This is a genomic window from Mycobacterium sp. 4858, from assembly GCF_900240975.1.
GTDB lineage: Bacteria > Actinomycetota > Actinomycetes > Mycobacteriales > Mycobacteriaceae > Mycobacterium.
This window is the reverse complement of sequence record NZ_LT968776.1, coordinates 3,692,516-3,715,767: the sequence shown is the minus strand read 5'-3', so window position 1 is coordinate 3,715,767 and position 23,252 is coordinate 3,692,516. Positions and strand designations below refer to the sequence as shown.

The following is a 23,252-nucleotide window of genomic DNA, read 5'->3' as shown; positions in this document are numbered from 1 at the left end:
GGGGGATCATCATGCCGAAGCTCGCGCTGCTGACCGCCCACGGCGGTCCCATCGAGCTGGCCGAGTTTCCGTTGACCACACCGGCGCCCGGCACCGCGGCGCTGCGGCTGCGGATGGCCGGCATCTGCGGATCTGACCTGCACATCTTCCGCGGCGAACTGCCGTTGCCGTGCCCGTTCGCCATGGGCCACGAAATGGTGGGCGAGATCGCCGAACTGGGCGACGGCCTGACCACCGATGCGACCGGGAAGCCGCTGGCGGTGGGGGATCGCGTGGTCACGCCGTATTTCTGGTTCTGCGGCCAGTGCCACGCCTGCGCGCGGGGCCGCTCCCACGCGTGCCAGAACCTGATGGCCGGCGAATACCGGACACACGATCAGGCGCCGCACTTCGTCGCCGCCTACGGCGAGTACTACTACACCAGCCGGCGACAGCCGCTGTACAAGGTGCCCGAGGGCCTGCCGGACGAAGCCGTCGCCCCGCTGAACTGCGCGCTGGCCCAGGTGCTGTTCGCGCTGCGCGAGGTGCGCCTCGGCGACACGGTGGTCATCCAGGGTGCGGGCGGGCTGGGCATCAACGCCACGGCCGTGGCCCGCACCGCCGGTGCCGCGCAGGTCATCGTCATCGACAAGATCCCCGAACGGCTCGACGTCGCCGCCGATTTCGGCGCCACACATTGCATCGACGCGAGCGCCCTGTCGGCCGCGGAGGTCGCCCAACAGGTCCGCGCGCGCACCGGCGGCGTCGGCGCCGACTGGGTGCTCGAGGTCGTCGGCGTGCCGGGCGTCATTCCCGAGGGGATCGGCTTCCTCAACAACGGGGGAACGCTCCTCGAGGTCGGCAACGTCGGCATGGGACGAACCTTCGAGCTGGATCCGAGCGTGCTGGTCTACGGCAACAAGTCGGTGCGCGGCGTCATGTTCTACGAACCCGTCACGCTGGCGATCGGCCTGAACTTCCTGCAGCACACCAGGTTCCCGTTCGACCGGTTGATGCCCGAACCGTTCCACCTGACCGACGTCAACGCCGCTTTTGCGTCGGCCGACGCCGGGTTGGTGCCGCGGGGTGCGTTGGTGCCGTGATGACCCAAGCGGCCGCCCAGGCCATCGACACCCGCGAGTTGATCGTGGAATCCGCGTACGCCTGCTTCCGCAAGCAGGGGTTGCAGAAGGCGACGATCGTCGACATCGCCAGGACGGCCGGGGTGTCGCGCAGCACCATCTACGAGTACTTCGGCGACAAGGGCGCCATCATCGAAGCCTGCGCCGAACACGCTTCCGAGCGGTTCTACTGCGAGATGTCCAAAGCCATGGCGCGCGGCGCTTCCCTCGAGGAAAAGCTCAGCGAGGCAGCCGTTTTCGTAACCCAGGCCCGGCGATCCATCGCATCCGAGAAGTATTTCGACGAGGACGCCATCAGCCTGCTGCTGACCAAGGACGCCGCCGTGCTGCTGCGCGAGTGCGTCGACTTCGTCGCGCCCTACCTGTCGGCCGCCAGGCTCACCGGGGAGGTGCGCAAGGACCTCGACGTCCAGACCGCCGGCGAATGGTTCGCGCGCATCCTGTTCTCGCTCTTCAGCACGCCGTCCTCGACGCTGGACATGGACGATCCCGAGGCGGTGGCCGAGTTCGTGCGCGCCTACGCGGTGCGCGGGTTCGCCGGCGAACGCGCACGGCCCAGACGCGCCCCCTGAGTCGCTCGAATCGGCCGATCGCGGCCGGTGCGACGGTTAGCATCCAGGGTGTGCGACGCATGCTGGCGCTCACCGCGATCGTGGTGGCCACGACGTCGATGCTGCTGGGGTGCGGCCGGTCCGACCAGAAGCGCGCGGCGTCGCAGGCGGTCGTCATCGTCTCCGGCGGGGATGCGACGAGCCCGTTCACCACACCCGACCAGGCGTGCTCGACCGGGCTGGCGGCGGGCAACACCGACACCGCGATCCGCGAATACCTGCTCAAGCAGGGCTACAAGGTGTTCACGTCACCGGCGATGGCCGGCCGGGGGCAGGTGGTGGACCAGACCGGCTTCGGCCCGTTCGGGGTCTGCCCAATCACGCTGCCGGAGAACATGACCGTGAACTCCACCGGGAGCATCGACACCGCCGGCGAACACCTGGCGCGGTTTTTGACCTACCTGCACACTGACAAGGGCATAAACGAGGTCGACCTGGTCGGCCACTCGATGGGCGGCCTGTACTCGCGGGCGGCGATCCGGGTACTGACCACCACGAACTCGGCGGTGCACGTCCGCTCGCTGACCACGATCGGCACGCCGTGGCAGGGCTCGTACCTGTCGGATTACGCCAACGACGTCCTCCCGCTGACCGACTGCGCAGGCGACCAGTTCTGCGAGAACGCGATGAAGGGTTTCAAGACCGAAGTGCTGCGGCTGGTGTCGGGTTCCGGCCGCGAGGTGAATCAGGCTTACCTGATGGGCAAGGACGGCTGGAACCAGTTCCAGGCCGGGGTGTTGGACAAGATCCCGGTGGTGCTGATCGGGGGCAAGAAGTTCACCAAGGCCGGTCAGGTCAACCCCATGGTGTGGCCCAACGACGGCATCGTGGCGTTGCGTAGCGCGCTGGCGGTCGACCTGCCCGATTCCGTGCTGCCGCACCGGCGCTGCTACGCGTTCGACGACACGCACAGCATTTTCGTCTCCAACCAGGCCGGGCTGGACTGGAAGACGGCGCTGACGTGGGACCCGCAGGTCTTCGAGTCGCTGCACTCCGCCCTCGAGGGCGCGCCGAAGGCGCTTGACACCGCGAACCGTGAGGGCTGCCCCGGCTGACTCGGGTAGCCGATGTAACAGTTGAGGATCCAGCGCGAAACCCGTGACGCCGAGATCGGGAATCTCGTCGACGACCGCGTTGCCGGCCTAGTTGGAGGGCGGTGGTTGTGATTGGAAGGGGTCGTACCACCACCAGTCGGCGCGTTCGCCGGTGGGTCCGGGGCATGGTGCGACGGCGGGTGGGGCCAGGGTGGGTGGGCGCGCAAGTGATGCTGCGCTGAGTGGTCTGCCGCGGTTGTCGGTGACGGTGAGGTCGGCGGCGGGTCCGGTGAGGGTGATCAGGCCGCGGTGGTGCAGTCGGTGGTGATAGGGGCAGACCAGTACGAGGTTGGCCAGCTCGGTGGGGCCGCCGTCTTCCCAGTGCCGGAGGTGGTGGGCGTGCAGGCCGCGGGTGGCGCCGCAGCCGGGCACCGCGCACATGCGGTGGCGATGCTCCAGCGCCCGGCGTAGCCGCCGGCTGATCGTGCGCGTCGTTCGGCCGGCGCCGATGACCTCGCCGGCACGTTCGAACCACACCTCGCAGGTGGCATCGCAGGTCAGGTAGCGGCGGTCATCCTCGGTGAGCAGCGGACCCAGATGCAGCGCGGCGGCGGGCTGCTCGACGTCGAGGTGCACCACCACCGTGGTGTGCTGGCCGTGGGGGCGCCGTGCGGCTTCGGCGTCCCATCCGGTCTCGACCAGGCGCATGAACGCCTCGACGGTGCCCGGCAGTGGCGGTGCGATCTGCGCTGGGATGTCGTCGTTGTCGCGGGCGTGTTTCCATTCGGCGATCAGCGCATCCCGATGAGAGGCCAAGGCGGCGTCGAACTTCGCCGCGTCCAGGTGCGGCAGCCTGATGCGCCAGCAGGTGAACTCCTCATCGGCGGTCTTGGTGATCGCCGGCTGCGGTTGCGGCCGAGTTTCGGGTTCGGGTCGCGGTTCCAGCTTGACCGCGGTGCGCAGCTGGTTGACCGTAGCGACCTGGGCGAGCTGCGCGTAATGCTCATCAGATCCCTCACCCGCTTGCGCGGCGATGACCCCGACCTGATCCAGCGACAGCCGACCCTCCCGCAGGCCCTGGGCGCAGCGCGGAAACTCCTGCAGCCGGTGTGCCACGGTGCTGATCGTGTGGGCATTCGCCGACGACAAGCCCAGCTTCCAGGCCACCAACGCCGCCACCGACCGCGCGCCCGTGACACCACAGAGCTCGTCACGATCCAACTCAGCGACGATCTCCACGATGCGCCCATCAATCGCATTACGCTGACCCGCCAACTCCGCCAACTCCTCAAACAACCCATCCAGGCGCTCAGCAGGATTCACCTCCACGGGAGGCGAGGCGGTCAAAGACATAACCACATCATCGCAGCGACCACCGACAAATCCGGGCTGTCTCCGGGGCGACGGTCGTCAGCCACCAAGCCAGGCAACCTGATTGGCCACCAAACGCCCCACCGTCGCTATGGCTCAACGCCCGCGCCTCGAGTGTGCGCCCAGGGCTTTGACTGTGCGGACAGGGCGGTGATCGTCGGGCGTGTCGCCGCCCTGACGGCACACGCAAAGCCGTGAGCTCCCACTCAGTGCCCGCGCTGCGCCAGCGCCCGCAGGAAGAACGTCAGGTTCGCGGGCCGCTCGGCCAGGCGGCGCATGAAGTAGCCGTACCACTGGGTGCCGAACGGCACGTAAACGCGGACCCGGTTGCCGGAGTCGGCGAGCCGTCGCTGCTCCCCATCGCGGATGCCGTACAGCATCTGATACTCGAAATCCGTTGTATCGCGACCCACTTCGCGGGCCAGCGCGGGCACCTTCTCGATGATCGCCGGGTCGTGGGAAGCCACCATGGGGTAGCCCGAACCGGCCATCAACACCCGCAGGCAACGCAGGTAGGAATCGGTCACCGCGGCGGGGTCGCGATAGGCCACCGCCGCCGGTTCGTCGTAGGCGCCCTTGCACAACCGGATTCGCGCCCCGGCGTCGGCGAATTCCCGGCAATCGCCCAACGTGCGCCGCAGGTAGGCCTGCAACGCCACGCCCAGCCAAGAGAAGTCGTTCCGCAGATCGCGCACGATCGCCAGCGTGGAGTCCGTCGTCGTGTGGTCCTCGGCGTCCACCGTCACCCACACGCCGGCGCGCTGCGCCGCTTCGCAGATCGCGAAGGCGTTCTCCCGGGCGATCTTCTCACCGTCGCGACCCAGCGCCTGCCCCAGGGCCGACAGCTTCAGCGACACCTCGAGCGGCCGGTCGGCCGCGTCATCGCCGAACCGGGCCAGCCGGTCGATCAGGTCCCGATACACCGCCACCGCCGAGTTGGCGGCGCCGGCGTCGGTGACGTCTTCACCGAGGTAGTCGAGGCTGACGCACCGGCCCGAACCACGAAGCGCCGCAACGCTGCCCAGCGCGCTGTCGATGGTCTCGCCGGGAACGAAGCGGTGCACCACCCGACGGGTGATGGGCAGGCCTTCGGCGGCCCGGCGCAATCCCGGTCGCCGGCTGGCGGCCATGATCGCCGGGCGCAGCGTGCTGGCGAACACGCCGGTCATCACTCGGCCGCCATGTGCGGGTAGGTATGGTGGGTCGCCGGGACGAACGTCTCCTTGATGGTGCGGGCCGACGTCCAGCGCAACAGGTTCAGCACCGAGCCGGCCTTGTCGTTGGTGCCCGAGCCACGCGAGCCACCGAACGGCTGGCGCCCGACGACCGCGCCCGTGGGTTTGTCGTTGACGTAGAAGTTCCCGGCGGCGAAGCGCAGGCGCTCCTGCGCGGCCAGCACCGCCCCGCGATCATCGGCGATGACCGCGCCCGTCAGCGCGTACCGCGAGCCGCCGTCGATCACGCCGAGGATGCGTTCGTAGTCGTCGTCGGGGTACACGTGCACCGACAGCAGCGGACCGAAATACTCGGTGGCGAACGACTCGTCGGCCGGGTCGTCGGACAGCAGCACCGTGGGGCGTACGAAATAGCCGACGCTGTCGTCGTATTCGCCGCCCACCGCGATGGTGACGTGGGCGGCGCTCTTCGCCCGCTCGATCGCCTCGACGTTCTTGGCGAACGCCCGCTCGTCGATCAGCGCCCCGCCGTAGTTGGTCAGGTCGGTGACGTCGCCGTAGCGCAGCGCGGCGGTCTGGCCCAGGAAGTCGTCGCCGATGCGCCGCCACACCGAGTGCGGGATGAACGCCCGCGACGCCGCCGAGCATTTCTGGCCCTGGTAGTCGAACGCACCGCGAATCAGCGCGGTGCGCAGCACATCCGGCCGCGCCGAAGGGTGCGCCACCACGAAGTCCTTGCCGCCGGTCTCGCCGACCAGCCGCGGATAGCTGTGGTAGCGACCGATATTGGCGCCCACCTGCTGCCACAGGCGCTGGAAGGTGCCGGTGGACCCGGTGAAGTGGATGCCGGCCAGCCGCGGGTCGGCCAGCGCAACGTCGGACACCGCGAACCCGTCGCCGGTGACGAGGTTGATGACGCCGGGCGGCAGCCCCGCGGCCTCCAGCAGCCGCATGGTCAGGTAGGCCGACAGGGTCTGCGTGATCGACGGCTTCCACACGACGGTGTTGCCCATCAGCGCCGGCGCGGTCGGCAGGTTGCCCGCTATGGAGGTGAAGTTGAACGGCGTGATGGCGTAGACGAATCCGTCGAGCGGGCGATAGTCACTGCGATTCCATTCGCCGGGCCCGCTGATCGGCTGCTGCGCCAGGATCTGGCGCGCGAACTCCACGTTGAAGCGCCAGAAGTCGACCTGCTCGCAGGGCGAGTCGATCTCGGCCTGGTAGACGGATTTCGATTGGCCCAGCATGGTCGCGGCGGCGATCTTCTCCCGCCAGGGCCCGGCCAGCAGGTCCGCGGCCCGCAGGAACACCGCCGCACGCTCGTCGAAAGGCATTGCCGCCCAGGCGGGTTTCGCTGCCATGGCGGCGTCGATCGCCGCCGCCGCGTCGGCGTGCACGGCGTTGGTCAGGGTGCCCAGCGTGGCGGCGTGCCGGTGCGGTTGGACGACCTCGATGCGATCACCGTCGCCCATCCGGTGTCTGCCGCCGATGACGTGCGGGAGGTCGATCGGGTGGTCGGCCAGCGCGGCCAGCTCGGCACGCAGCCGGTCGCGTTCCGGGGATTGCGGCGCGTAGTCGTGGACCGGCTCGTTGGCCGGCAGCGGCACCTGGGTTATCGCGTCCATGCCGCCAGGATCCTCGCCGCGGCGCCCCACGGAATTAGCCGATCGGACAGCATGGGCGCCCTTTGATAGTACGATCAGACAATGGCCGGTGTGGGGCTGGGTCAGCTGTTGTTGGCGCTGGACGCGACGCTGGTCAGCCTGGTCGAAGCGCCGCGGGGCCTGGACCTTCCGGTGGCTTCCGCCGCGCTGATCGACGGCGACGACGTGCGGCTCGGACTCGCGGCGGCCGTGGGGTCGTCCGACGCGTTCTTCCTGCTGGGGGTCGCCGACGACGAGGCGCTGCGCTGGGTGAGCAAGCAGGCCCGCGAGCGGGTGCCGGTGGCGGTCTTCGCCAAGGAACCCTCGAACGCCCTGGTGAATGCGGCGGTGGGGGCCGGCTCGGCGGTGGTCGCCGTCGAGCCGCGGGCCCGCTGGGAACGGCTCTACCAGTTGGTCAGTCACGTGCTCGAGCATCACGGCGACCGCGCCGACGAGACCGAGGACTCGGGCACCGACCTGTTCGGCTTGGCGCAGTCGCTGGCCGATCGCATCCACGGCATGGTCAGCATCGAGAACGCCCAGTCGCACGTGTTGGCGTATTCGGCCTCCAACGACGAAGCCGACGAGCTGCGCCGCCTGTCCATCCTGGGCCGGGCGGGGCCGCCCGCGCATCTCGAATGGATCGGCCAGTGGGGCATTTTCGATGCGCTGCGGGCCGGCGATCAGGTGGTGCGCGTGGCCGAACGTCCCGAGTTGGGCCTGCGGCCGCGCCTGGCCGTCGGGATCCACCAGCCCGCGTTGGACGCGCGGCGACCGCCGACGTTCGCCGGCACCATCTGGGTGCAGCAGGGCTCGCAGCCGTTGGCCGATGACGCCGAGCAGATACTGCGCGGTGCGGCGGTGCTCGCCGCGCGGATCATGGCGCGGTTGGCGGCGCGGCCGTCCACGCACGCGCGGCGGGTGCAGCAGCTGCTGGGCCTGATCGACGGCGAACCCGACCCGGTCGCCGTCGCGCGCGAACTCGGCGTCACCCCCGACGGCGACGCGGCGCTGATCGGCTGGGACACCGCCGACGCCGCGGCCGACGGCACGCCCCGCCAGGCGCGGGTGGCCGACGTGATGGCGTTGAGCGTCAGCGCCTTTCGGAGCGATGCTCAGGTGGCCTCGCGCGGATCGCGGATCTATGTGCTGCTGCCCCAGACGCAGACCCGTTCGGTCAACTCGTGGGTGCGCGGCACCGTCGCGGCGATGCGCGCCGAGCTCGGGGTGCAGTTGCGGGCCGCCGTCGCCGCTCCCGTCACCGGCCTGGCCGGGATCGCCGCGGCGCGCGCCGAACTGGACCGCGTGCTGGACAGCGCTGCGCGCCATCCGGTTTCGATGCCACAGGTGACGTCGCTGGCCGAGGCGCGCACCACCGTCCTGCTCGACGAGATCCTGGCCCTGGTCGGCCGCGAAGACCGGCTGGTCGATCCGCGCATCGCCGAGCTGCGCGCCCGGGAACCGGTGCTGGCCGAGACCCTGCGGGTGTATCTGGACGACTTCGGCGACGTCGCGGCCGCCGCGCGGTCGCTGCACGTGCATCCCAACACCGTCCGCTACCGCGTGCGCCGCATCGAGAAGTTGTTGTCGACATCGTTGGCCGATCCCGAGGTGCGGCTGCTGTTTTCGCTGGGCTTGCGACTGCCGGGTGGGCCCCGGGGCGAGGCGGTAACCTAACGCGCATGCAGAACGCGTCCGTGGTCGCCCTGCTGCGTGAACGCGCCGGGCTGCAGCCCGACGACGTGGCGTTCCGCTACACCGACTACGAGCAGGATTGGGCGGGCGTCACCGAGGCGTTGACGTGGGCGCAGCTGCACCGGCGGACGCTGAACGTCGCGCACGCGGTCAGGCGGCATGGGGCCGTGGGCGACCGCGCCGTGATCCTCGCTCCCCAAGGGCTGGCCTACATCGTGGCGTTCCTGGGCGCGATGCAGGCCGGGCTGATCGCGGTCCCGCTGTCGGTACCCGCGGCCGGTTCGCACGACGAACGGGTGAGCGCCGTCCTGGCCGACACCACACCCACCGTCGTCCTCACCACGTCCGCGGCCGCCGGAGCCGTCTCCGACCACCTCCGGCAACCGGGCTCGACGGCCACGCCGGCCGTCGTCGAGGTCGACGCGCTCGATTTGGACGATGCGGGCGCTCCGAGCATCCGGGTGAGCGGCGCCCCAGGCACGGCGTACCTGCAGTACACCTCCGGCTCCACTCGGCTGCCCGCCGGGGTGGTGATCTCGCACCGGAACCTTCAGGTGAACTTCCAGCAGCTGATGGCCGACTATTTCGTCGAGGCCAACGGCGTCCCGCCGCGCGACACGACCGTGGTGTCGTGGCTGCCCTTCTATCACGACATGGGTTTCGTGCTCGGCGTGATCGCGCCGATCCTGGGTGGCTACCGCGGTGACCTGACGAGCCCGGTGGCCTTCCTGCAGCGCCCGGCGCGGTGGATCCACGCGATGGCCAACGGCGCACCGGTGATGTCGGCGGCGCCCAACTTCGCCTTCGAGCTGGCCACCCGCAAGACGTCGGATGCCGACCTGGACGGCATCGACCTGGGCAACGTGCTGGGCATCATCAGCGGCGCCGAGCGCATCCATCCCGCCACGCTGGGCCGATTCTGTAAACGGTTCGCCCCGTACAACTTCCGCGATCACATGATGCGCCCCTCCTACGGCCTCGCGGAGGCGACCGTCTACGTCGCCAGCCGCACCCGGGGGGGCGCCCCGGAGGTCGTTCACTTCGAACCCGAGCGGTTGTCGGAGGGGGCGGCGCAACGGTGTTCGGCGCAAACCGGCTCACCGCTACTCAGCTATGGCACGCCGAGGTCGCCGGCGGTGCGGATCGTCGACCCGGACACCGGCAGGGAACGCCCGCCGGGGACGGTCGGCGAAATCTGGGTGCACGGCGAGAACGTGGCCGGCGGCTATTGGCGGAAGCCGGAGGAAACCGAGCGCACCTTCGGCGGCACCGTGACGGACCCGTCACCGGGCACGCCCGCGGGACCGTGGCTGCGCACCGGTGATCTCGGCTTCGTCTCCGAGGGCGAGATGTTCATCGTGGGCCGGATGAAGGATCTACTGATCGTGTACGGGCGCAACCACTATCCCGAGGACATCGAGTCGACGGTCCAACAGATCACCGGGGGCCGGGTCGCGGCGATCTCCGTCGCGGTGGACGAGTCCGAAAAGCTGGTGACCATCATCGAATGGAAGAAGCGCGGCGATTCCGCCGAGGACGCGTTGCGCCGGCTCGACACCGTCAAAAACGATGTCACCGCGGCGATTTCGAGCTCGCACGGCCTCAATGTCGCCGATCTCGTGCTGGTGCCCCCGGGTTCCATCCCCACCACGACGAGCGGCAAGATCCGGCGCGCCGCCTGCGTCGAGCAGTACCGCCGCCAGCAGTTCACCCGGTTGGACGCCTGAGCGGACGCGCCCCGCTAGGGTTGCGATTCGGCAAGGAAGCTGTCCATCACGTCAGGGCCCGTGGAGTGCAGCGCGATGGACAACTGCAACAGCCTGTCCTTGACCTTCTTGGGTAGCAACTCGATGGACTTGGTGGTGGCGGAGTCGTATTTTGCACCTGGAAAGCGTTGCAGGACAACGTCTTTCTGCTCTTCGGTGGTGTAGATCTCCAGAAGCTTCATGCCTGCGAACGCTTCCTTCGCCGAGTCGGCCATTCCGGCCTTCGCCAGCGCCTCGAGCCGCTCCTCGTTGATCCACACGTTGACCTTGATCTTGTTCTCCTCGCCGCTCACGAGTCGGCCCCCTCCAACTGGTTCAGGGTGAACACGGGCAGCCGGTCCCTCAGGTACTCCTCGGTGACGAACGGCGAGCCCTGGCCGTACTCGGCGGCGGCCTGAAGCACCACCTCGAACACCTCGTGCCGCATGACCTGCTGCGTCGGCTTCACCTCGTCGGTGAGGATGCTTCGGATCAGGCTTCCGCTGAAGCTCTGCGCCTTGGCGTCGTGGCCGCACAGCGCCGAGTTGGTCACTTCGCGGCATTCGGGGCAGTACCAATTCTCCCGCAGGAACACCGGTTTGATGTCCAGCTCCGAGCGGTGGTCCTGAAGGAGGTTCTGCGAGTCGTAGGGATGGTAGAAGTCGCCGACGCCGGCGTGGTCGCGCCCGAACATGTGGTGCGTGCAGCCGAGGTTGGTCCGCAGGATGGCGTGGAAGATCGCCTCCCTCGGTCCGGCGTAGCGCATGTCCCACAACGTGAAGGTCACCTTGTGGACGTCTTCCCGGAAGTAGCCGCTGGTCCTCAGCGCGTCCTGGGTCAACAGGATCGCCTCGTCGATGTAGTCGCCCACCCGCTTCTGCCCGATGATGGCGTTGACGAGCACTCCGGTGTTCAATTCGTCGACGGGCTGGTCCTCATTGGCGGCCAGCCACGCCTGCTTCATCAGCGCCTCGTGGCCGGTGTGTGGGACGTTGCGGGTCTGATGGGCCACGACGTGGTTCCAATTCTTCTCCGCGAGCGCGTCGTGGTGCTGCTTGGGCGTGAGCCAAAAGCTCTTGAAGGGCTCGTTGAACACCGGCTCGTTGATGAGCGTGATTTCTCCGGCCACGAACCGGTTCTCGTACGCCAGCGTCTTCTTCACGCCCGGGTGCCGTGGGTCCGTTGTGCCGTAAGTCTTCTCGGCCAGGCGCTGCAGGTCGTACTCGTAGATCTCGGTGACGTCGAGGATGGCGAGGGGGACGTCGAGGTATTCCAGCACCACGCCGGAGCCCTCGTCGACGCCCAGCCTCTCGATGTCGTCCGCCGACAGGTCGAAGACGATCGGGATGCTCCACAGCGTGCCGTCGGGCAGCGCCAACTTGTCCAGCGTGGTATCGACCTCTTGCCGCCCCATGAACCCGGTGAGCGGCGTGAAGAATCCGTAGGACAGGCTGATGACCTCGTGCGCGGTCGCCTTCGATATGGGCACCCGCGCCAGGCCCTGGATCCGGCCGGCCGCGTTTTCGGTGGATACCCGCTCCACGATCGGCTTGCCGTTGTGACCCGTGTAGCTCATCTGATGCCCCTCGTTTCGCCGCCCAACACTTTCTTCGAACAGTCCGGCGCCTGTTCCGATTCCTAGACCCTCTAGACCTCGAGGGCACCGTCGCGGCTGCGCGCGAGGGCCGGGACGACGCCGACCTTCTCGAGGTGGGCAATCACCTCCTCGGCCAGTGTGTCCGCGTCCTTCTGACCGCCCGCGAGTCGCAGTTCCGGTTGCACCGGGGCCTCGTAGGGATCGTCGATCCCGGTGAATCCCTTGATCTCCCCCGCCCGGGCCTTCTTGTACAGCCCCTTGGGGTCGCGCCTTTCGCAGATCTCGAGCGGGGTATCGATGAAGATCTCCTGGAAGTCGCCTTCGACGAGCGTTTCCCGCACCGCGTCGCGATCGCGCCGGTAGGGACTGATGAAAGCCGTCAAAGCGATGACACCGGCCTCACAGAACAGCTTCGAGACGGCCCCGATGCGGCGAATGTTCTCTTCGCGATCTTCCGCGGAGAAGCCCAGCCCGAACCTCTTGGCGAACTCGACCCCATGCCGTGGTTCGAGGGTGTCCGGTCCGGCGTTGAGCCCATAACGGACGTTGTCCCCGTCGAGGAGATAGCTTCGGACACCCCGCTCGTAGAGCTTCTGTTCGACGGTGTTGGCCACCGTGCTCTTACCGCTGCCGCTGAGACCGGTGAACCACAGGACGCAACCCCGATGCCCGTTGAGTTTCTCGCGGCTGCTGCGACTGATGTGGTGTTCATGCCAGGTGATGTTGTTCGACATGCTCAGCTCCACGCTCTCGGGAAACTCTCCTGACGACCCTCACCGGGTCGCCCGCCGGTCAAACCGGGCTGTCGCCGGTCTTCTACTTAAGATGGCCAATTTACAGGAGTTTTCCACTGCGCCGCCACTGAACGGCCGGTCCGGGAGGCCTCAACGACCTGCCGGTGGCCGTCGCCTCAGGTGCCGGCCTGCCTTGCCCATCGGGGCCGGTTGTAACCACGATGAGTTGAATGGCGCCTTCGTGACCGTTGGGCTCACGCGCTTCCTCCGCAGAGGCCGGCCGCTTGGGTCAGGACGCCGACGACGCGGTCTCGGCAGCGGCCAACTCGTCGCACAAGTGCTCGGCCAAGTCACGCACCGTCGTGATCTTGGTGGGGCTGACGCGCACACCCGTTTCGGTTTCGATCCGGGTTCGCAGCTCCAGGTTGCCGAGCGAGTCCAGGCCGTAATCGGACAGCGGGCGGTCGGGATCGATCGTGCGCCGCAGCAACAGGCTGATCTGGCCGGAGACCAGCCGACGGATGGCGGAGGGCCACTCCTCGCGGGGCAGCGCCTTGAGTTCGGCCAGGAATTTGCCCGTGTCCGGTCTGCCCTGGGCCACCGATCCGAACTCCTCGGCGAAGCGGCTGCGCTGCGCGAACGACGTCAGCCACGGCGTCCCCATGATCGGCGCGTAGCCCGAGTAGGGCCGGTCGTAGCGCAGCAGGGTTTCGAACGCGCGGTAGCCCTCGGCCGGGGTGATCGCGATGCCGGCGTCTTCCGCCAGGGCCGTGGCGCGCCCGACCTCGGACCACGCGCCCCACGCGATGGTGGTGCCCGGCAGGCCCTGGGCGCGGCGCCAGTGCGCGAACGCGTCCAGCCAGCTGTTGGCCGCCGCATAGGCGCCCTGGCCCGGGGAGCCGACCAGGGCGGCGGCCGAGGAGAACGCGCAGAACCAGTCCAGTGGCTCGCGGGCTTGCCCTTCCTGCAAGGCCAGCTGCAGGTGCCGGGCACCGTAAACCTTTGGCGCCCAGCACCGGTCGATCAGTTCGTCGGTGACGTTGGTCAACGTCGCGTCCTCCACGACCGCGGCCGCGTGCAGCACCCCGCGTACCGGCAGCCCGGTCGCACCCGCGGACGTGACCAGGCGTTCGGCCGTGCCCGGCTCGGCGATGTCGCCGCACTCCACCACGATGTCGGCCCCGCCGGCGCGCAGCCGCTCGATGGCTTGGCGCGCGCGCTCGTCGGCTGCCGAGCGCGAATTGAGCACGATGCGCCCGGCGCCGCCGGCGGCCATCTCGGCGGCCAGGAACAGGCCCAGGCCGCCCAGGCCGCCGGTGACGATGTAGGCGCCGTCGGTGCGGAACGGCCGCACCTGCTCCGGGGGGACCGCCGCCACGGTGCGCCCCGCGCGCGGCACGTCGAGCACCACCTTGCCCGTGTGTCCGGCGGCGGCGACCAGGCGGACCGCGGTGGCCGCATCGTGGATCGGGTAGTGCGTCGTCCGCGGCGGCGGCAGCTCGCCGTCGGCCGTGCGTTGGTACACGGTGGTCAGCAGCCGACGGACCGTCTCGGGGTGGCTGAACGTCAGCAGTGCCAGATCGACCGCGAACAACGACAGGTTCCGGCGGAACGGGAACAGCCCCAGGCGGGTGTCGCCGTAGATGTCGCGCTTGCCCAGCTCGACGAACCGCCCGCCGAAGGCCAGCAGCTCGATGCCCGCGCGCTGCGCGGCGCCGGGCAGCGAGTTGAGCACCACGTCGATGCCGTACCCGCCGGTGTCGCGGCGGATCCCGTCGGCGAACGCCGTGCTGCGCGAATCGTAGACGTGCTCGATCCCCAAGTCGTGCAGCAGTTGCCGGCGCTGCGGGCTGCCCGCCGTCGCGAACACCTCGCAACCCGCGGCCCTGGCGATCGCGATGGCGGCCTGCCCGACTCCCCCGGTGCCGGAGTGGATCAGCACCTTGTCGGTAGGCGCGATGCGGGCCAGGTCGTGCAGGCCGTACCACGCGGTCGCCGCCGCGGTCGGCACCGCCGCCGCGTCGTCCAGCCGCATGCCGTCCGGCAGCGTGACCGCGTGCCGGGCGTCGGCGAGGACGAAGGTGCCCCAGCATCCGTTCCGGGACAGCCCGCCGACCCGGTCGCCGACCTTGTGCTCGGTGACGCCCGGGCCGACGGCGGTCACCACACCGGCGAAGTCCCCACCCAGCTGCTGCCGGTAGCCCTCGAAGGTGGGATAGCGGCCGAAGGCCACCAGCACGTCGGCGAAGTTGATCGTGGACGCGGCCACCGCGACCTCGATCTCCCCGGGCCCCGGCGGCACGCGGTCGACCGCGGTGAACTCCAGCGATTCGAGGTCGCCCGGGATGCGGATCTGCAGGCGCATGCCGTCGCGCCCGTGATCGACGACCGTGCTGCGCCGTTCGGCCGGGCGCAGCGGCCCGGGCCGCAGCCGCGCGGTGTACCACTCGCCGTCGCGCCACGCGGTCTCGTCCTCTTCTGATCCGCTCTTGCACTGCAGCGCAACGTGTTTGGGTTCGGTCGCCGCGTCGATGTCGATCTGGGTGACGCTGAGGTGCGGATGCTCGGAATCGATCACCCGCAGCAGTCCGCGCAGCCCGGCCTGCTCGAGGTTTGCCACGTCGCCGGCGGCCACGGTCGCGGCGTTGCGGGTCAGCACGAAAAGCCGGGGCGCCTCGCCGGGCAGCTCGGAGAGCTCACGGGCGGCGGCCGCCAGGTGCGAAACGTAGTCGCGGCCGCGACGACTCTCGTCGGTGCCGCCGGCACCCGGCGCGGTCACCACGACGACACCGGTGAGGCCCTTCAGCGGCGCGTGCCCATTCGAGGGCAGCTCGCCTGCGCCGGACAGCAGCGCGCGCAACCGACCGGGTGCCACCGAGCCGAGCGGCAAAGACACCGTGGTGCATTGGGCGCCATCGCAATTCAACGCCTCGCCCAGTCGGGCCGTCACCGGGTCCGCCACGTCGCAGGCGCTGAGCAGCAGCCACGAACCCGGCTCGCCGCCGGGCGGGTCCGGGAGTTGCGAGGCCTCCCATTCGATGGTCAGCAACCGCTCGTTGAGCAGCCGGTGTGACCGCTCCTCTTCGGAGACCCCTCCGGCCAGCCGCAGTCCCTCGATCCTGCACAGCACGGTGCCGGCCGGGTCCAGCACGTCGAGGTCGGCCTCGCACTCGCCGGGGCGCGACGACGTCACCCGGGCGAGGCAGTATTGCGCATTGCGCGTCGAGGAATAGCTGCGCAACCTGCGCACACCGACCGGCAACAGCAGGCCGCCCGCGCCCGCCTCCTGCACCCGGGGATGCACGACGACCGACTGGAAGCACGCGTCCAGCAGGGCGGGGTGAACGGCGTAGCCCGACTGCTGCGAACGGATCGCACCGGGAAGGGCCACCTCGGCGAGCACCGTGCCGGCGTCCGGGTCGCCCACGAGCGCCGCGGCCAGACCCGAGAAGGCCGTGCCGTATTGAATCCCGATGGCGTCGAAGGCCTTTCGCAATTCGGCGCCGTCCATGCCGGACGGGTGACCGGCGATCAGGGTGGCCATGTCATGGGCGCCCGGCTGCCCGTCCGCTTCCTCGAGGGCATGCAGGACCGCGCCCGCCCGGCGCACGCGTTCGCCCTCGTCGTGGGTGTCCACCGTGAACTCGAGGACCGCGGGCGCGACCACCGTCGCCGCCGAGAATGCCCGCGTCCGGTCGTCCAGCAACAGCGTCTGCTCGAACGTGACGTCGCGCACCTCGGAGCGTTCGCCGAAAACCGCGCGCGCGGCGGCCAGCGCCATCTCGCAGTAGGCGGCGCCGGGCAGCGCGGCCACGTGGTGGATTCGGTGGTCGCCGAGCCAGGGGTGCGCCTCGGTGCCGATGTCCCCCTGCCAGACGTGGCGCTCGGGTTCCTCGGGCAGGTGCACGTGCGCGCCCAGCAGCGGATGGACGGCCTGGACGGCGGCGCCCTGCGCCTGCTCGGTGGCCTCGCGGCTGAGCATCAGCCTGCGATGCGTCCAGGTCGGCAGCGGGGCGTCCACCAGACGCCCGGTGGGGTACTGCACGGAGAAATCCACCGCGGCGCCGGCGCTGTGCACGTTGGCGACGAAGCCGCGCAACCCGGCCGGCAGCTCCTGCTCGCGGCGCATGGCGGCGAGCGCCGCGATGGGCATGTCCAGGCCGCCGGCGTTCTGCTCGACGGCGTGGGTGAGCAGCGGATGCGGCGCCAGTTCCCCGAAGACCCGGTAGCCGTCCTTCAGGGCGGCCTGCACGGCCGCCGCGAATCGCACTGTGTAGCGCAGGTTTTCGGCCCAATAGTCGCCGGTGAACGACGGCCGTTCGCGCGGGTTCCACAGCGTCGCCGAGTAGTAGGGAACCTGCGGTTCGACGGGCTCGAGCCCGTCGAGCGCCTCGAGGAGTTCGTCGAGGATCGGCTCGACCTGCGGCGAATGCGAGGCCACGTCCACCGCGACCTCGCGCGCCATGATGTCCTGCTCCTGCCAGGCCGCGACCAGGTCGCGGATTTCCCGCGCGTCGCCGCCGACGACAGTCGACGTCGGCGAGGCGACCACGGACAGCACGACGTCGGAGATCCCGCGAATGGACAGTTCCGACAACACCTGCTGGCCGGGCAGTTCCACCGACGCCATGGCGCCCCTACCCGCGATCCGCGCCATCAGTTTCGAGCGGCGGCAGATGACGCGGACCCCGTCGTGCAGCGTCAGCCCGCCGGCGACCACCGCGGCCGCCGATTCACCCAGGGAATGCCCGATGACGGCGCCGGGGCGCACGCCGTAGGACTTCATCGTCTCGGCCAGCGCGACCTGCATCGCGAAGATCGTCGGCTGTACCCGGTCGATGCCGGTCACCACCTCGGGCGCCGACATGGCCGCGGTGACCGAGAACCCCGATTCCGCGGCGATCAGCGGTTCCAGCTCGGCGATGGTCGCGGCGAAGACCGGCTCCCTGGCCAGCAGTTCGGCACCCATCGCCGGCCACTGCGACCCCTGCCCGGAGAACACCCACACCGGCCCGAGGTCGTCCTGCCCGACGGCGTGTTCGTAGGGGATGTCACTGCCGGCGACATCGCGCAGGGCCGCGCTCAGCTCGCCGAAGCTGCCGGCCGAGACCACCGTCCGCACCGGCCGGTGCGCGCGGCGGCGCGCCAGGGTGTAGCCCAGATCCCGCAGGCCGGCGCTCCCGGCCGCGCCGGCGTGCTCGTCCACCCAGTCCGCGATCCGGGCGGCCGTGACCCGCAGTTGCTCCGCGGACGTGGCCGACACCGGGAACAGCAGCGGGCCGTCGCCGTTCGGCGCGGTGCCGCGTTCCGGCGCCTGCGCCGGTGCTTCTTCCAGGACGGCGTGCACGTTGGTGCCCGACATGCCGTAGGACGACACCGCGGCGCGGCGCGGGTGCCGGCCGTCGGTGGGCCAGGGCGCGTCGGCCTGCGGCACGAACAGTTCGGTCTTGACCTGCGCCATCTCGTCGGGCAGGCGGGTGAAGTGCAGGTTGCGCGGGACGATGCCGTGCTGCAGCGCGAGGATCGCCTTCATCAGGCCCAACGGCCCGGAGGTCGACTGCAGATGCCCGAAGTTCGTCTTCACCGAACCCAGCGCGCAGGGCCCCTCGGTGCCGTACACGGCGGCCAGGCTCGAGTATTCGATCGGATCCCCGACCGGGGTGCCGGTCCCGTGCGCCTCGACGAAGCCGACGGTCGCCGCGTCGATCCCGGCGGTGGCCAGGGCCTTCCGGTAGACGGCCACCTGGGCGGTTTCCGAGGGCGCCGCGATGTTCACGGTGCGGCCGTCCTGGTTGGCGGCGGTGCCGCGCACCACCGCCAGGATGCGATCGCCGTCGCGTTGCGCGTCGTCGAGCCGCTTGAGCAGCAGCATGGCGCAGCCCTCGCCGGACACGAATCCGTCCGCGTCGGCGTCGAAGGCGTGGCAGCGGCCGGTCGGCGACAGCATGCCCTGCAGGGAGCCGGAGACGGATTTGCGTGGTTCCAGCGTCACGACGACGCCACCGGCCAGAGCGAAGTCGCTCTCACCGCCGTTCAGGCTGCCGCACGCCTGGTGGACGGCCATCAGGCCCGACGAGCACGCGGTGTCCACGGTGACCGCCGGGCCGTGCAGACCCAGCGTGTAGGCGACGCGGCCCGACGCGAAGGCGTTGCTGGTGCCGGTGAATCCGTACGGCCCCTCGGCGGCACCGCAGTCGGCGGACAACAGCTCGTAGTCGCCGTGCGTCAGCCCGACGAAGACCCCGGTCTGCGAGTGCGACAGCCGCGCGGGGTCGAGCCCCGCGTGCTCGATGGCGTCCCAGGACGTCTCCAGCAGTAGGCGGTGTTGCGGGTCGATCGCGGTGGCTTCCCGCTCGGTCATACCGAAGAAATCGCAGTCGAAGCCACCGACGTCATCCAGGAAGGCGCCCCACCGGGTTACCGAGCGGCCGGGCACCCCGGGTTCGGGGTCGTAGTACAGGTCGGCGTCCCACCGGTCGGCGGGGATCTCGCCCACGAAATCGGCGCCGCGCAACAATGCGTCCCACAGCCGTTGTGGAGAATCGATCCCACCGGGAAGCCGGCAGGCCATGCCGATGACAGCAATGGGTGCGGCGGTTGCGGCACGCAATGTGCAGTCCCCTGTTCTCCCCCAACGGCGTTGCGCAGTCGTGCGGCTGCCAGCTTACCGACCCGAATTTCATCGACGCCCGGCTCACCGCCCCGATTGCCGTTTCCGGCCGCATCGGGTGCGCGGCCCGGCCCTTTCACCCGGAACCCCGGGCGCGACCTGCACGCGACGAAACCCCCTGTTTTCCAGAGCAATTCGCGAGGTAGGGGAAAGATCTCTGCGGTACGGCGCTCGTCAGCGCGGGCATTTGCCCGCGGTGCGGCTAATCCGTTGCTTCGCGCAGCATTACGTTTAGCTGCCCTCTTCGGATTCGCCGGAGCCGACGGCCTTCGCGGGGTCCTCGATCACGCAATACACCGGATCCACCATCGAGATGGGGCGGTTGCCGGTCTGGCGGGCCTTCCCGGTGAGGCGCAATAGCTGGCCGGGCTGAATGTCGGCGCCCCCATGGCCGGGGCGGAAGGTGACCGTCATTTCCCCGCTGTTGTCCCCGACGACGACCTGGCGGAGGGTCCGGCCGCGGTCGGTGACGTCTTCGACCTGGTTGACCCGGCCTTCGACGGTGGCGCGCTGCCCCGAGATCAGCCCGGCCACCAGGATCACCGACGCCGGCCGCTCGGGATGCTCGTAGGAGTCGACCTTCTCGTCCTCCCCCTTGGACACCCAGGCTTCGAGCTTGTCGATCTCCTGCGCGAGCCGCTGCTCGAAGGTGTCCGGGTAGGCCTCCTTGATGCGCGATTCGACGTCGTAGGGCACGATCGTCGCCGCCGCGTCCGGGACCAGGCTCACGGCACGGGCGATCTTGTCGGCGGTGCGGTCATGCAGTAGCCGGCCCAGCAGCCGCGCGAACGTTCGACGCGGCAGCAGCACGGTCACGTTGGTGTGCGGTTGTTCGTCGCGCGCCTTGGCAACCAGCAGTTGCGCGGCGCGGCTGATGCGCCGGTCCGGGCAGTCCACCACCCGCAGCGGCGTGTCGAGCCCGAAGTGATCCCAGCGCTTCCGCAGCTGGGCGGCGTGGGCCGGGTCGACCATGAAGTGCACCGCGGTCAGCTCGTCGGCCCGTAATCCCCTGCCGTACCGCAGCGCTTCGATCACCGCCAGGTCGACGGAGTCGACGAGGACGAACACCCGGTGCCGCGCGTACTTCACCAACTCCGGGCGGTCGGTGCGGAACATCTCGAGAATGGCCGCCTCGGCGCGGTATTCGCGGTTGAGCCGCATCAGCATGAACACCAGCAGCGGGAAGACGACGACCACCAGCCACGCGCCCTCGGTGAATTTCGCCACCGCGAAGATGCCCACCACGATCGTCGACAGGACCGCTGCGGACAGGTTGATCGCCAGGCGGCGTCGCCATCCCGGTTCGCGGTGCGTCAGATGGTGTTTGGTCATCCCGTAGCCGGCCATCGAGAAGCCGGTGAACACACCGATCGCATAGAAGGGCACCAGCGCGTTGACCGAGCCGCCGGTCACCACCAGCAACACCACCGACAGCGCCGTCAGGGTGATGATGCCGTTCGAGAAGACCAGCCGGTGACCGCGTTTGGTGAGTTGGCGCGGCAGGAAGCGGTCCTCGGCAACGAAACTGGCCAGCGCCGGGAAGCCGTTGAAGCTGGTGTTCGCGCCGGTGAACAGGATCGCGGCCGTCGAAGCCTGCACCAGAATGTAGAAGACGTCGCCGAGGATGCCGTTGCCGAAGACGGCGCGGCCGATCTGCGACAGCACCGACGGGTACTCGGTGAGGTACGGCGTGGCGTGCGTGACGTGGGCGAGGTAGGCGACGCCGGCCAGCAGCAGGCCGAGAATGGTGGCCATGGCGGTCAGGACGAGTCGCGCGTTGCGGCCCTGGGGCTTTCGGAAGTAGTCGACCGTGTTGGAGATGGCCTCCACACCCGTCAGCGACGAACCCCCGTTGGCGAACGCGCGCAGCAACACCAGGATCGTGGCGCCCAGCACCAACCCGTTGCCCTGGTGGACCGGCACGGTTCCGGCCATGTGGGCGGGATCGTAGACCGGCAGGTTCCCGGTGGCCGCGCGAATCACGCCGACCACGATCGTCAGGCCGACCATCGCGATGAAGGAGTAGGTCGCCACCGCGAACGGCAGGCCCGCCTCCTTCAACCCGCGCAGGTTCGCGTAACAGATGACAAGCACCACAGCCACGGTCAATTCGAGGCTGTAGGGGCCCAGCGCGGGGACCGCCGACACCACCGCAACCGTCCCGGCCGCCGACTGGACCGCGACGGTGACCACGTAGTCGATCAACAGCGCCGCCGCGGCGATCTGCGCCACCCGGGGTCCGAAGTTGTCGCGCGCGACGATGTAGGAGCCGCCCGCCCGGGTGTAGGCCATCACCACCTGCCGGTACGAGGCGGCCACCAGCACCAGGATGAGCAGGATGACACCGGTGATGGGGAGCAGCAAGAGGAAGGCGGCCAACCCGGCGTGCGGCAGCAGTTCGATCAGGATCTGCTCCGGACCGTAGGCGACTGAGGAGACCGCGTCCGGCGAAAGGGCGCCCAGGGCAACCGGATTCGACAACTTCTCGGAAGCGATGTCCTCGGTGATCAGCGGCTTGCCCAGGAACACGCGCTTGACGATGTCCCCGACCGAAAGGGGGATGCGCAGCTTGCCGGCCGAAGTCGTCACCACCACCGTCCTTAACCTGAGCGGACGAAACACCTCCGCTGCATTGTGCACGTTCGCCGCCGCCGCGGCGGCATCCGGTCGGCCTCGGCTAGGCGAGCCGCCGCACGGCGGCGGCATCCGGTCGGCCTCGGCTAGGCGAGCCGCCGCACGGCGGCGGCTATCCGCTCGTCGGTGGCGGTCAACGCGACGCGCACGTGCTGCGCGCCGCGCGGACCGTAGAAATGCCCGGGAGCCACCAGGATGCCGCGGTCGGCCAGCCACGCGACGCTGTCCGCGCACGGCTCGCCACGGGTGGCCCACAGATAGAGGCCCGCTTCGGAATGGTCGACGGTGAATCCGGCCGAGCGCAGCGCCGGCAGCAGGGCCGCCCGCCGCCGCTCGTACCGTTCCCGCTGCGCCCACTCGTGGGCGTCGTCGTCCAGCGCGGCGACCATCGCCGCCTGCACCGGTGTGGGCACCATCATCCCGGCGTGCTTGCGCACCGCCAGCAGCTCGGCCACCAGCTCGTGGTCGCCCGTCACGAATCCGGCCCGGTAGCCGGCCAGCGACGAGCTCTTCGACAGCGAGTGGATCGCGAGCAGCCCGCTATGGTCGCCGTCGCAGACCGAGGGATGCAGGATCGACAGCGGTTCGGCCTCCCAGCCCAGGCCCAGGTAGCACTCGTCGGAGGCCACCACGCTGCCCCGCTCGCGCGCCCAGCCGACCACTTTGCGCAGGTGGTCGACGCCCAGCACGCGTCCGGTCGGGTTGCTCGGGGAGTTCAGGTAGACCAGCGCCGGCGATCGCGGACCCACCTGTGTCAACGAATCCGCGCGCAGCACCGGCGCGCCGGCCAGCCGGGCCCCGACGTCATAGGTGGGGTACGCCAGCTCGGGCACCACGATCAGGTCGGCGGGCCCCAGCCCCAGCAGGGTCGGCAGCCAGGCGATGAGCTCCTTGCTGCCGATCACCGGCAGCACGGCGGCCTCGCTCAGCCCGGTGATGCCGAAGCGGCGGGCCAGCGCGGCGACCGCCGCTTCGCGCAGCCGCGGGGTGCCGGCGGTGGCCGGATACCCGGACGCGGACCCGGCGGCGACGAGCGCGTCGGAGATCACCGGCGCGACCGGGTCGACCGGGGTGCCGACCGACAGGTCGACGATCCCGTCGGGATGGGCACCGGCCCGCGCCTTCGCGTCGGCCAGGGTGTCCCAGGGGAACTCGGGCAGGGTCGCCGAGACCCGCCCGTGGGGGGCGCGCGGCCTCACCGCGGGCTCATGCAGCCCCGGCC

General features: G+C 69.8%; 14 protein-coding genes. 5 read left to right on the top strand and 9 right to left on the bottom strand.

Annotated elements, in window-relative coordinates; all coding sequences use genetic code 11:
• Positions 1-11: 11 nt before the first annotated feature.
• Genes C1737_RS26310 through C1737_RS26300 form a run of 3 tightly spaced genes read left to right on the top strand, consistent with a single transcriptional unit; the run spans position 12 to position 2,787 of the window.
• Positions 12-1,082 (top strand): zinc-binding dehydrogenase, encoded by a 1,071-nt coding sequence (locus tag C1737_RS26310; protein ID WP_102419836.1) that lies wholly within the window; start codon positions 12-14, stop codon positions 1,080-1,082.
• Entirely contained in the window at positions 1,082-1,693 is a 612-nt protein-coding gene (locus tag C1737_RS26305; RefSeq protein ID WP_102419835.1) for a TetR/AcrR family transcriptional regulator, read from the top strand. Before C1737_RS26310 ends, C1737_RS26305 begins: the two co-directional genes overlap by 1 nt.
• Before the next feature lie 59 nt (positions 1,694-1,752).
• On the top strand, positions 1,753-2,787 hold the full coding sequence (locus C1737_RS26300) for an alpha/beta hydrolase (RefSeq protein ID WP_102419834.1): 1,035 nt from the start codon (positions 1,753-1,755) through the stop codon (positions 2,785-2,787).
• 87 nt (positions 2,788-2,874) lie between these two features.
• Here C1737_RS26300 and C1737_RS26295 read toward each other — a convergent pair whose 3' ends face one another.
• The 3 genes from C1737_RS26295 to pruA all read right to left on the bottom strand — a co-directional run bounded on the left by C1737_RS26295 (position 2,875) and on the right by pruA (position 6,937).
• Positions 2,875-4,119, bottom strand: a complete 1,245-nt coding sequence (locus C1737_RS26295; protein ID WP_102419833.1) for an HNH endonuclease signature motif containing protein — start codon at positions 4,117-4,119, stop codon at positions 2,875-2,877.
• 224 nt (positions 4,120-4,343) lie between these two features.
• Entirely contained in the window at positions 4,344-5,306 is a 963-nt protein-coding gene (locus tag C1737_RS26290; protein ID WP_102419832.1) for a proline dehydrogenase family protein, read from the bottom strand.
• Entirely contained in the window at positions 5,306-6,937 is a 1,632-nt protein-coding gene (gene pruA, locus C1737_RS26285; protein ID WP_102420144.1) for an L-glutamate gamma-semialdehyde dehydrogenase, read from the bottom strand. The genes C1737_RS26290 and pruA overlap by 1 nt, the downstream gene beginning before the upstream one ends.
• Positions 6,938-7,018: 81 nt before the next feature.
• Here pruA and C1737_RS26280 point away from each other — a divergent pair, with 81 nt between their 5' ends.
• Complete coding sequence (locus C1737_RS26280) at positions 7,019-8,632, top strand: CdaR family transcriptional regulator (protein WP_102419831.1); 1,614 nt, start codon at positions 7,019-7,021, stop codon at positions 8,630-8,632.
• 5 nt (positions 8,633-8,637) lie between these two features.
• Positions 8,638-10,377: a fatty-acid--AMP ligase FAAL21/FadD21 gene (gene fadD21 / locus C1737_RS26275; RefSeq protein ID WP_102419830.1), complete on the top strand. Its 1,740-nt coding sequence runs from the start codon at positions 8,638-8,640 to the stop codon at positions 10,375-10,377.
• Positions 10,378-10,391: 14 nt separating this feature from the next.
• Here the strand turns inward: fadD21 and C1737_RS26270 are convergent, their stop codons facing one another.
• From C1737_RS26270 to dapC, 6 genes are all read right to left on the bottom strand, one after another.
• Complete coding sequence (locus C1737_RS26270) at positions 10,392-10,709, bottom strand: hypothetical protein (RefSeq protein WP_068096181.1); 318 nt, start codon at positions 10,707-10,709, stop codon at positions 10,392-10,394.
• A complete protein-coding gene (gene sat, locus C1737_RS26265; protein ID WP_102419829.1) occupies positions 10,706-11,971 on the bottom strand; it encodes a sulfate adenylyltransferase in 1,266 nt (421 codons plus the stop codon). The genes C1737_RS26270 and sat overlap by 4 nt, the downstream gene beginning before the upstream one ends.
• Before the next feature lie 71 nt (positions 11,972-12,042).
• Positions 12,043-12,726: an adenylyl-sulfate kinase gene (gene cysC / locus C1737_RS26260; RefSeq protein ID WP_067918575.1), complete on the bottom strand. Its 684-nt coding sequence runs from the start codon at positions 12,724-12,726 to the stop codon at positions 12,043-12,045.
• Positions 12,727-13,015: 289 nt separating this feature from the next.
• Positions 13,016-19,336 carry a type I polyketide synthase gene (pks2, locus tag C1737_RS26255; protein ID WP_102419828.1) on the bottom strand — a complete coding sequence of 2,107 codons (6,321 nt, stop codon included), beginning with the start codon at positions 19,334-19,336 and terminating at the stop codon, positions 13,016-13,018.
• Between the two features lie 291 nt (positions 19,337-19,627).
• Complete coding sequence (locus C1737_RS26250; RefSeq protein WP_067918573.1) at positions 19,628-21,985, bottom strand: APC family permease; 2,358 nt, start codon at positions 21,983-21,985, stop codon at positions 19,628-19,630.
• A 131-nt stretch (positions 21,986-22,116) separates the two neighbouring features.
• Positions 22,117-23,229, bottom strand: a complete 1,113-nt coding sequence (gene dapC, locus C1737_RS26245; protein ID WP_102419827.1) for a succinyldiaminopimelate transaminase — start codon at positions 23,227-23,229, stop codon at positions 22,117-22,119.
• Positions 23,230-23,252: the final 23 nt, after the last annotated feature.

Coding starts and splice junctions, on each gene's coding strand:
- C1737_RS26310 (WP_102419836.1), top strand. CDS start 12: ATGCCGAAGCTCGCGCTGCTGACCGCCCACGGCGGTCCCATCGAGCTG.
- C1737_RS26305 (WP_102419835.1), top strand. CDS start 1,082: ATGACCCAAGCGGCCGCCCAGGCCATCGACACCCGCGAGTTGATCGTG.
- C1737_RS26300 (WP_102419834.1), top strand. CDS start 1,753: ATGCTGGCGCTCACCGCGATCGTGGTGGCCACGACGTCGATGCTGCTG.
- C1737_RS26295 (WP_102419833.1), bottom strand. CDS start 4,119: ATGTCTTTGACCGCCTCGCCTCCCGTGGAGGTGAATCCTGCTGAGCGC.
- C1737_RS26290 (WP_102419832.1), bottom strand. CDS start 5,306: ATGACCGGCGTGTTCGCCAGCACGCTGCGCCCGGCGATCATGGCCGCC.
- pruA (WP_102420144.1), bottom strand. CDS start 6,937: ATGGACGCGATAACCCAGGTGCCGCTGCCGGCCAACGAGCCGGTCCAC.
- C1737_RS26280 (WP_102419831.1), top strand. CDS start 7,019: ATGGCCGGTGTGGGGCTGGGTCAGCTGTTGTTGGCGCTGGACGCGACG.
- fadD21 (WP_102419830.1), top strand. CDS start 8,638: ATGCAGAACGCGTCCGTGGTCGCCCTGCTGCGTGAACGCGCCGGGCTG.
- sat (WP_102419829.1), bottom strand. CDS start 11,971: ATGAGCTACACGGGTCACAACGGCAAGCCGATCGTGGAGCGGGTATCC.
- cysC (WP_067918575.1), bottom strand. CDS start 12,726: ATGTCGAACAACATCACCTGGCATGAACACCACATCAGTCGCAGCAGC.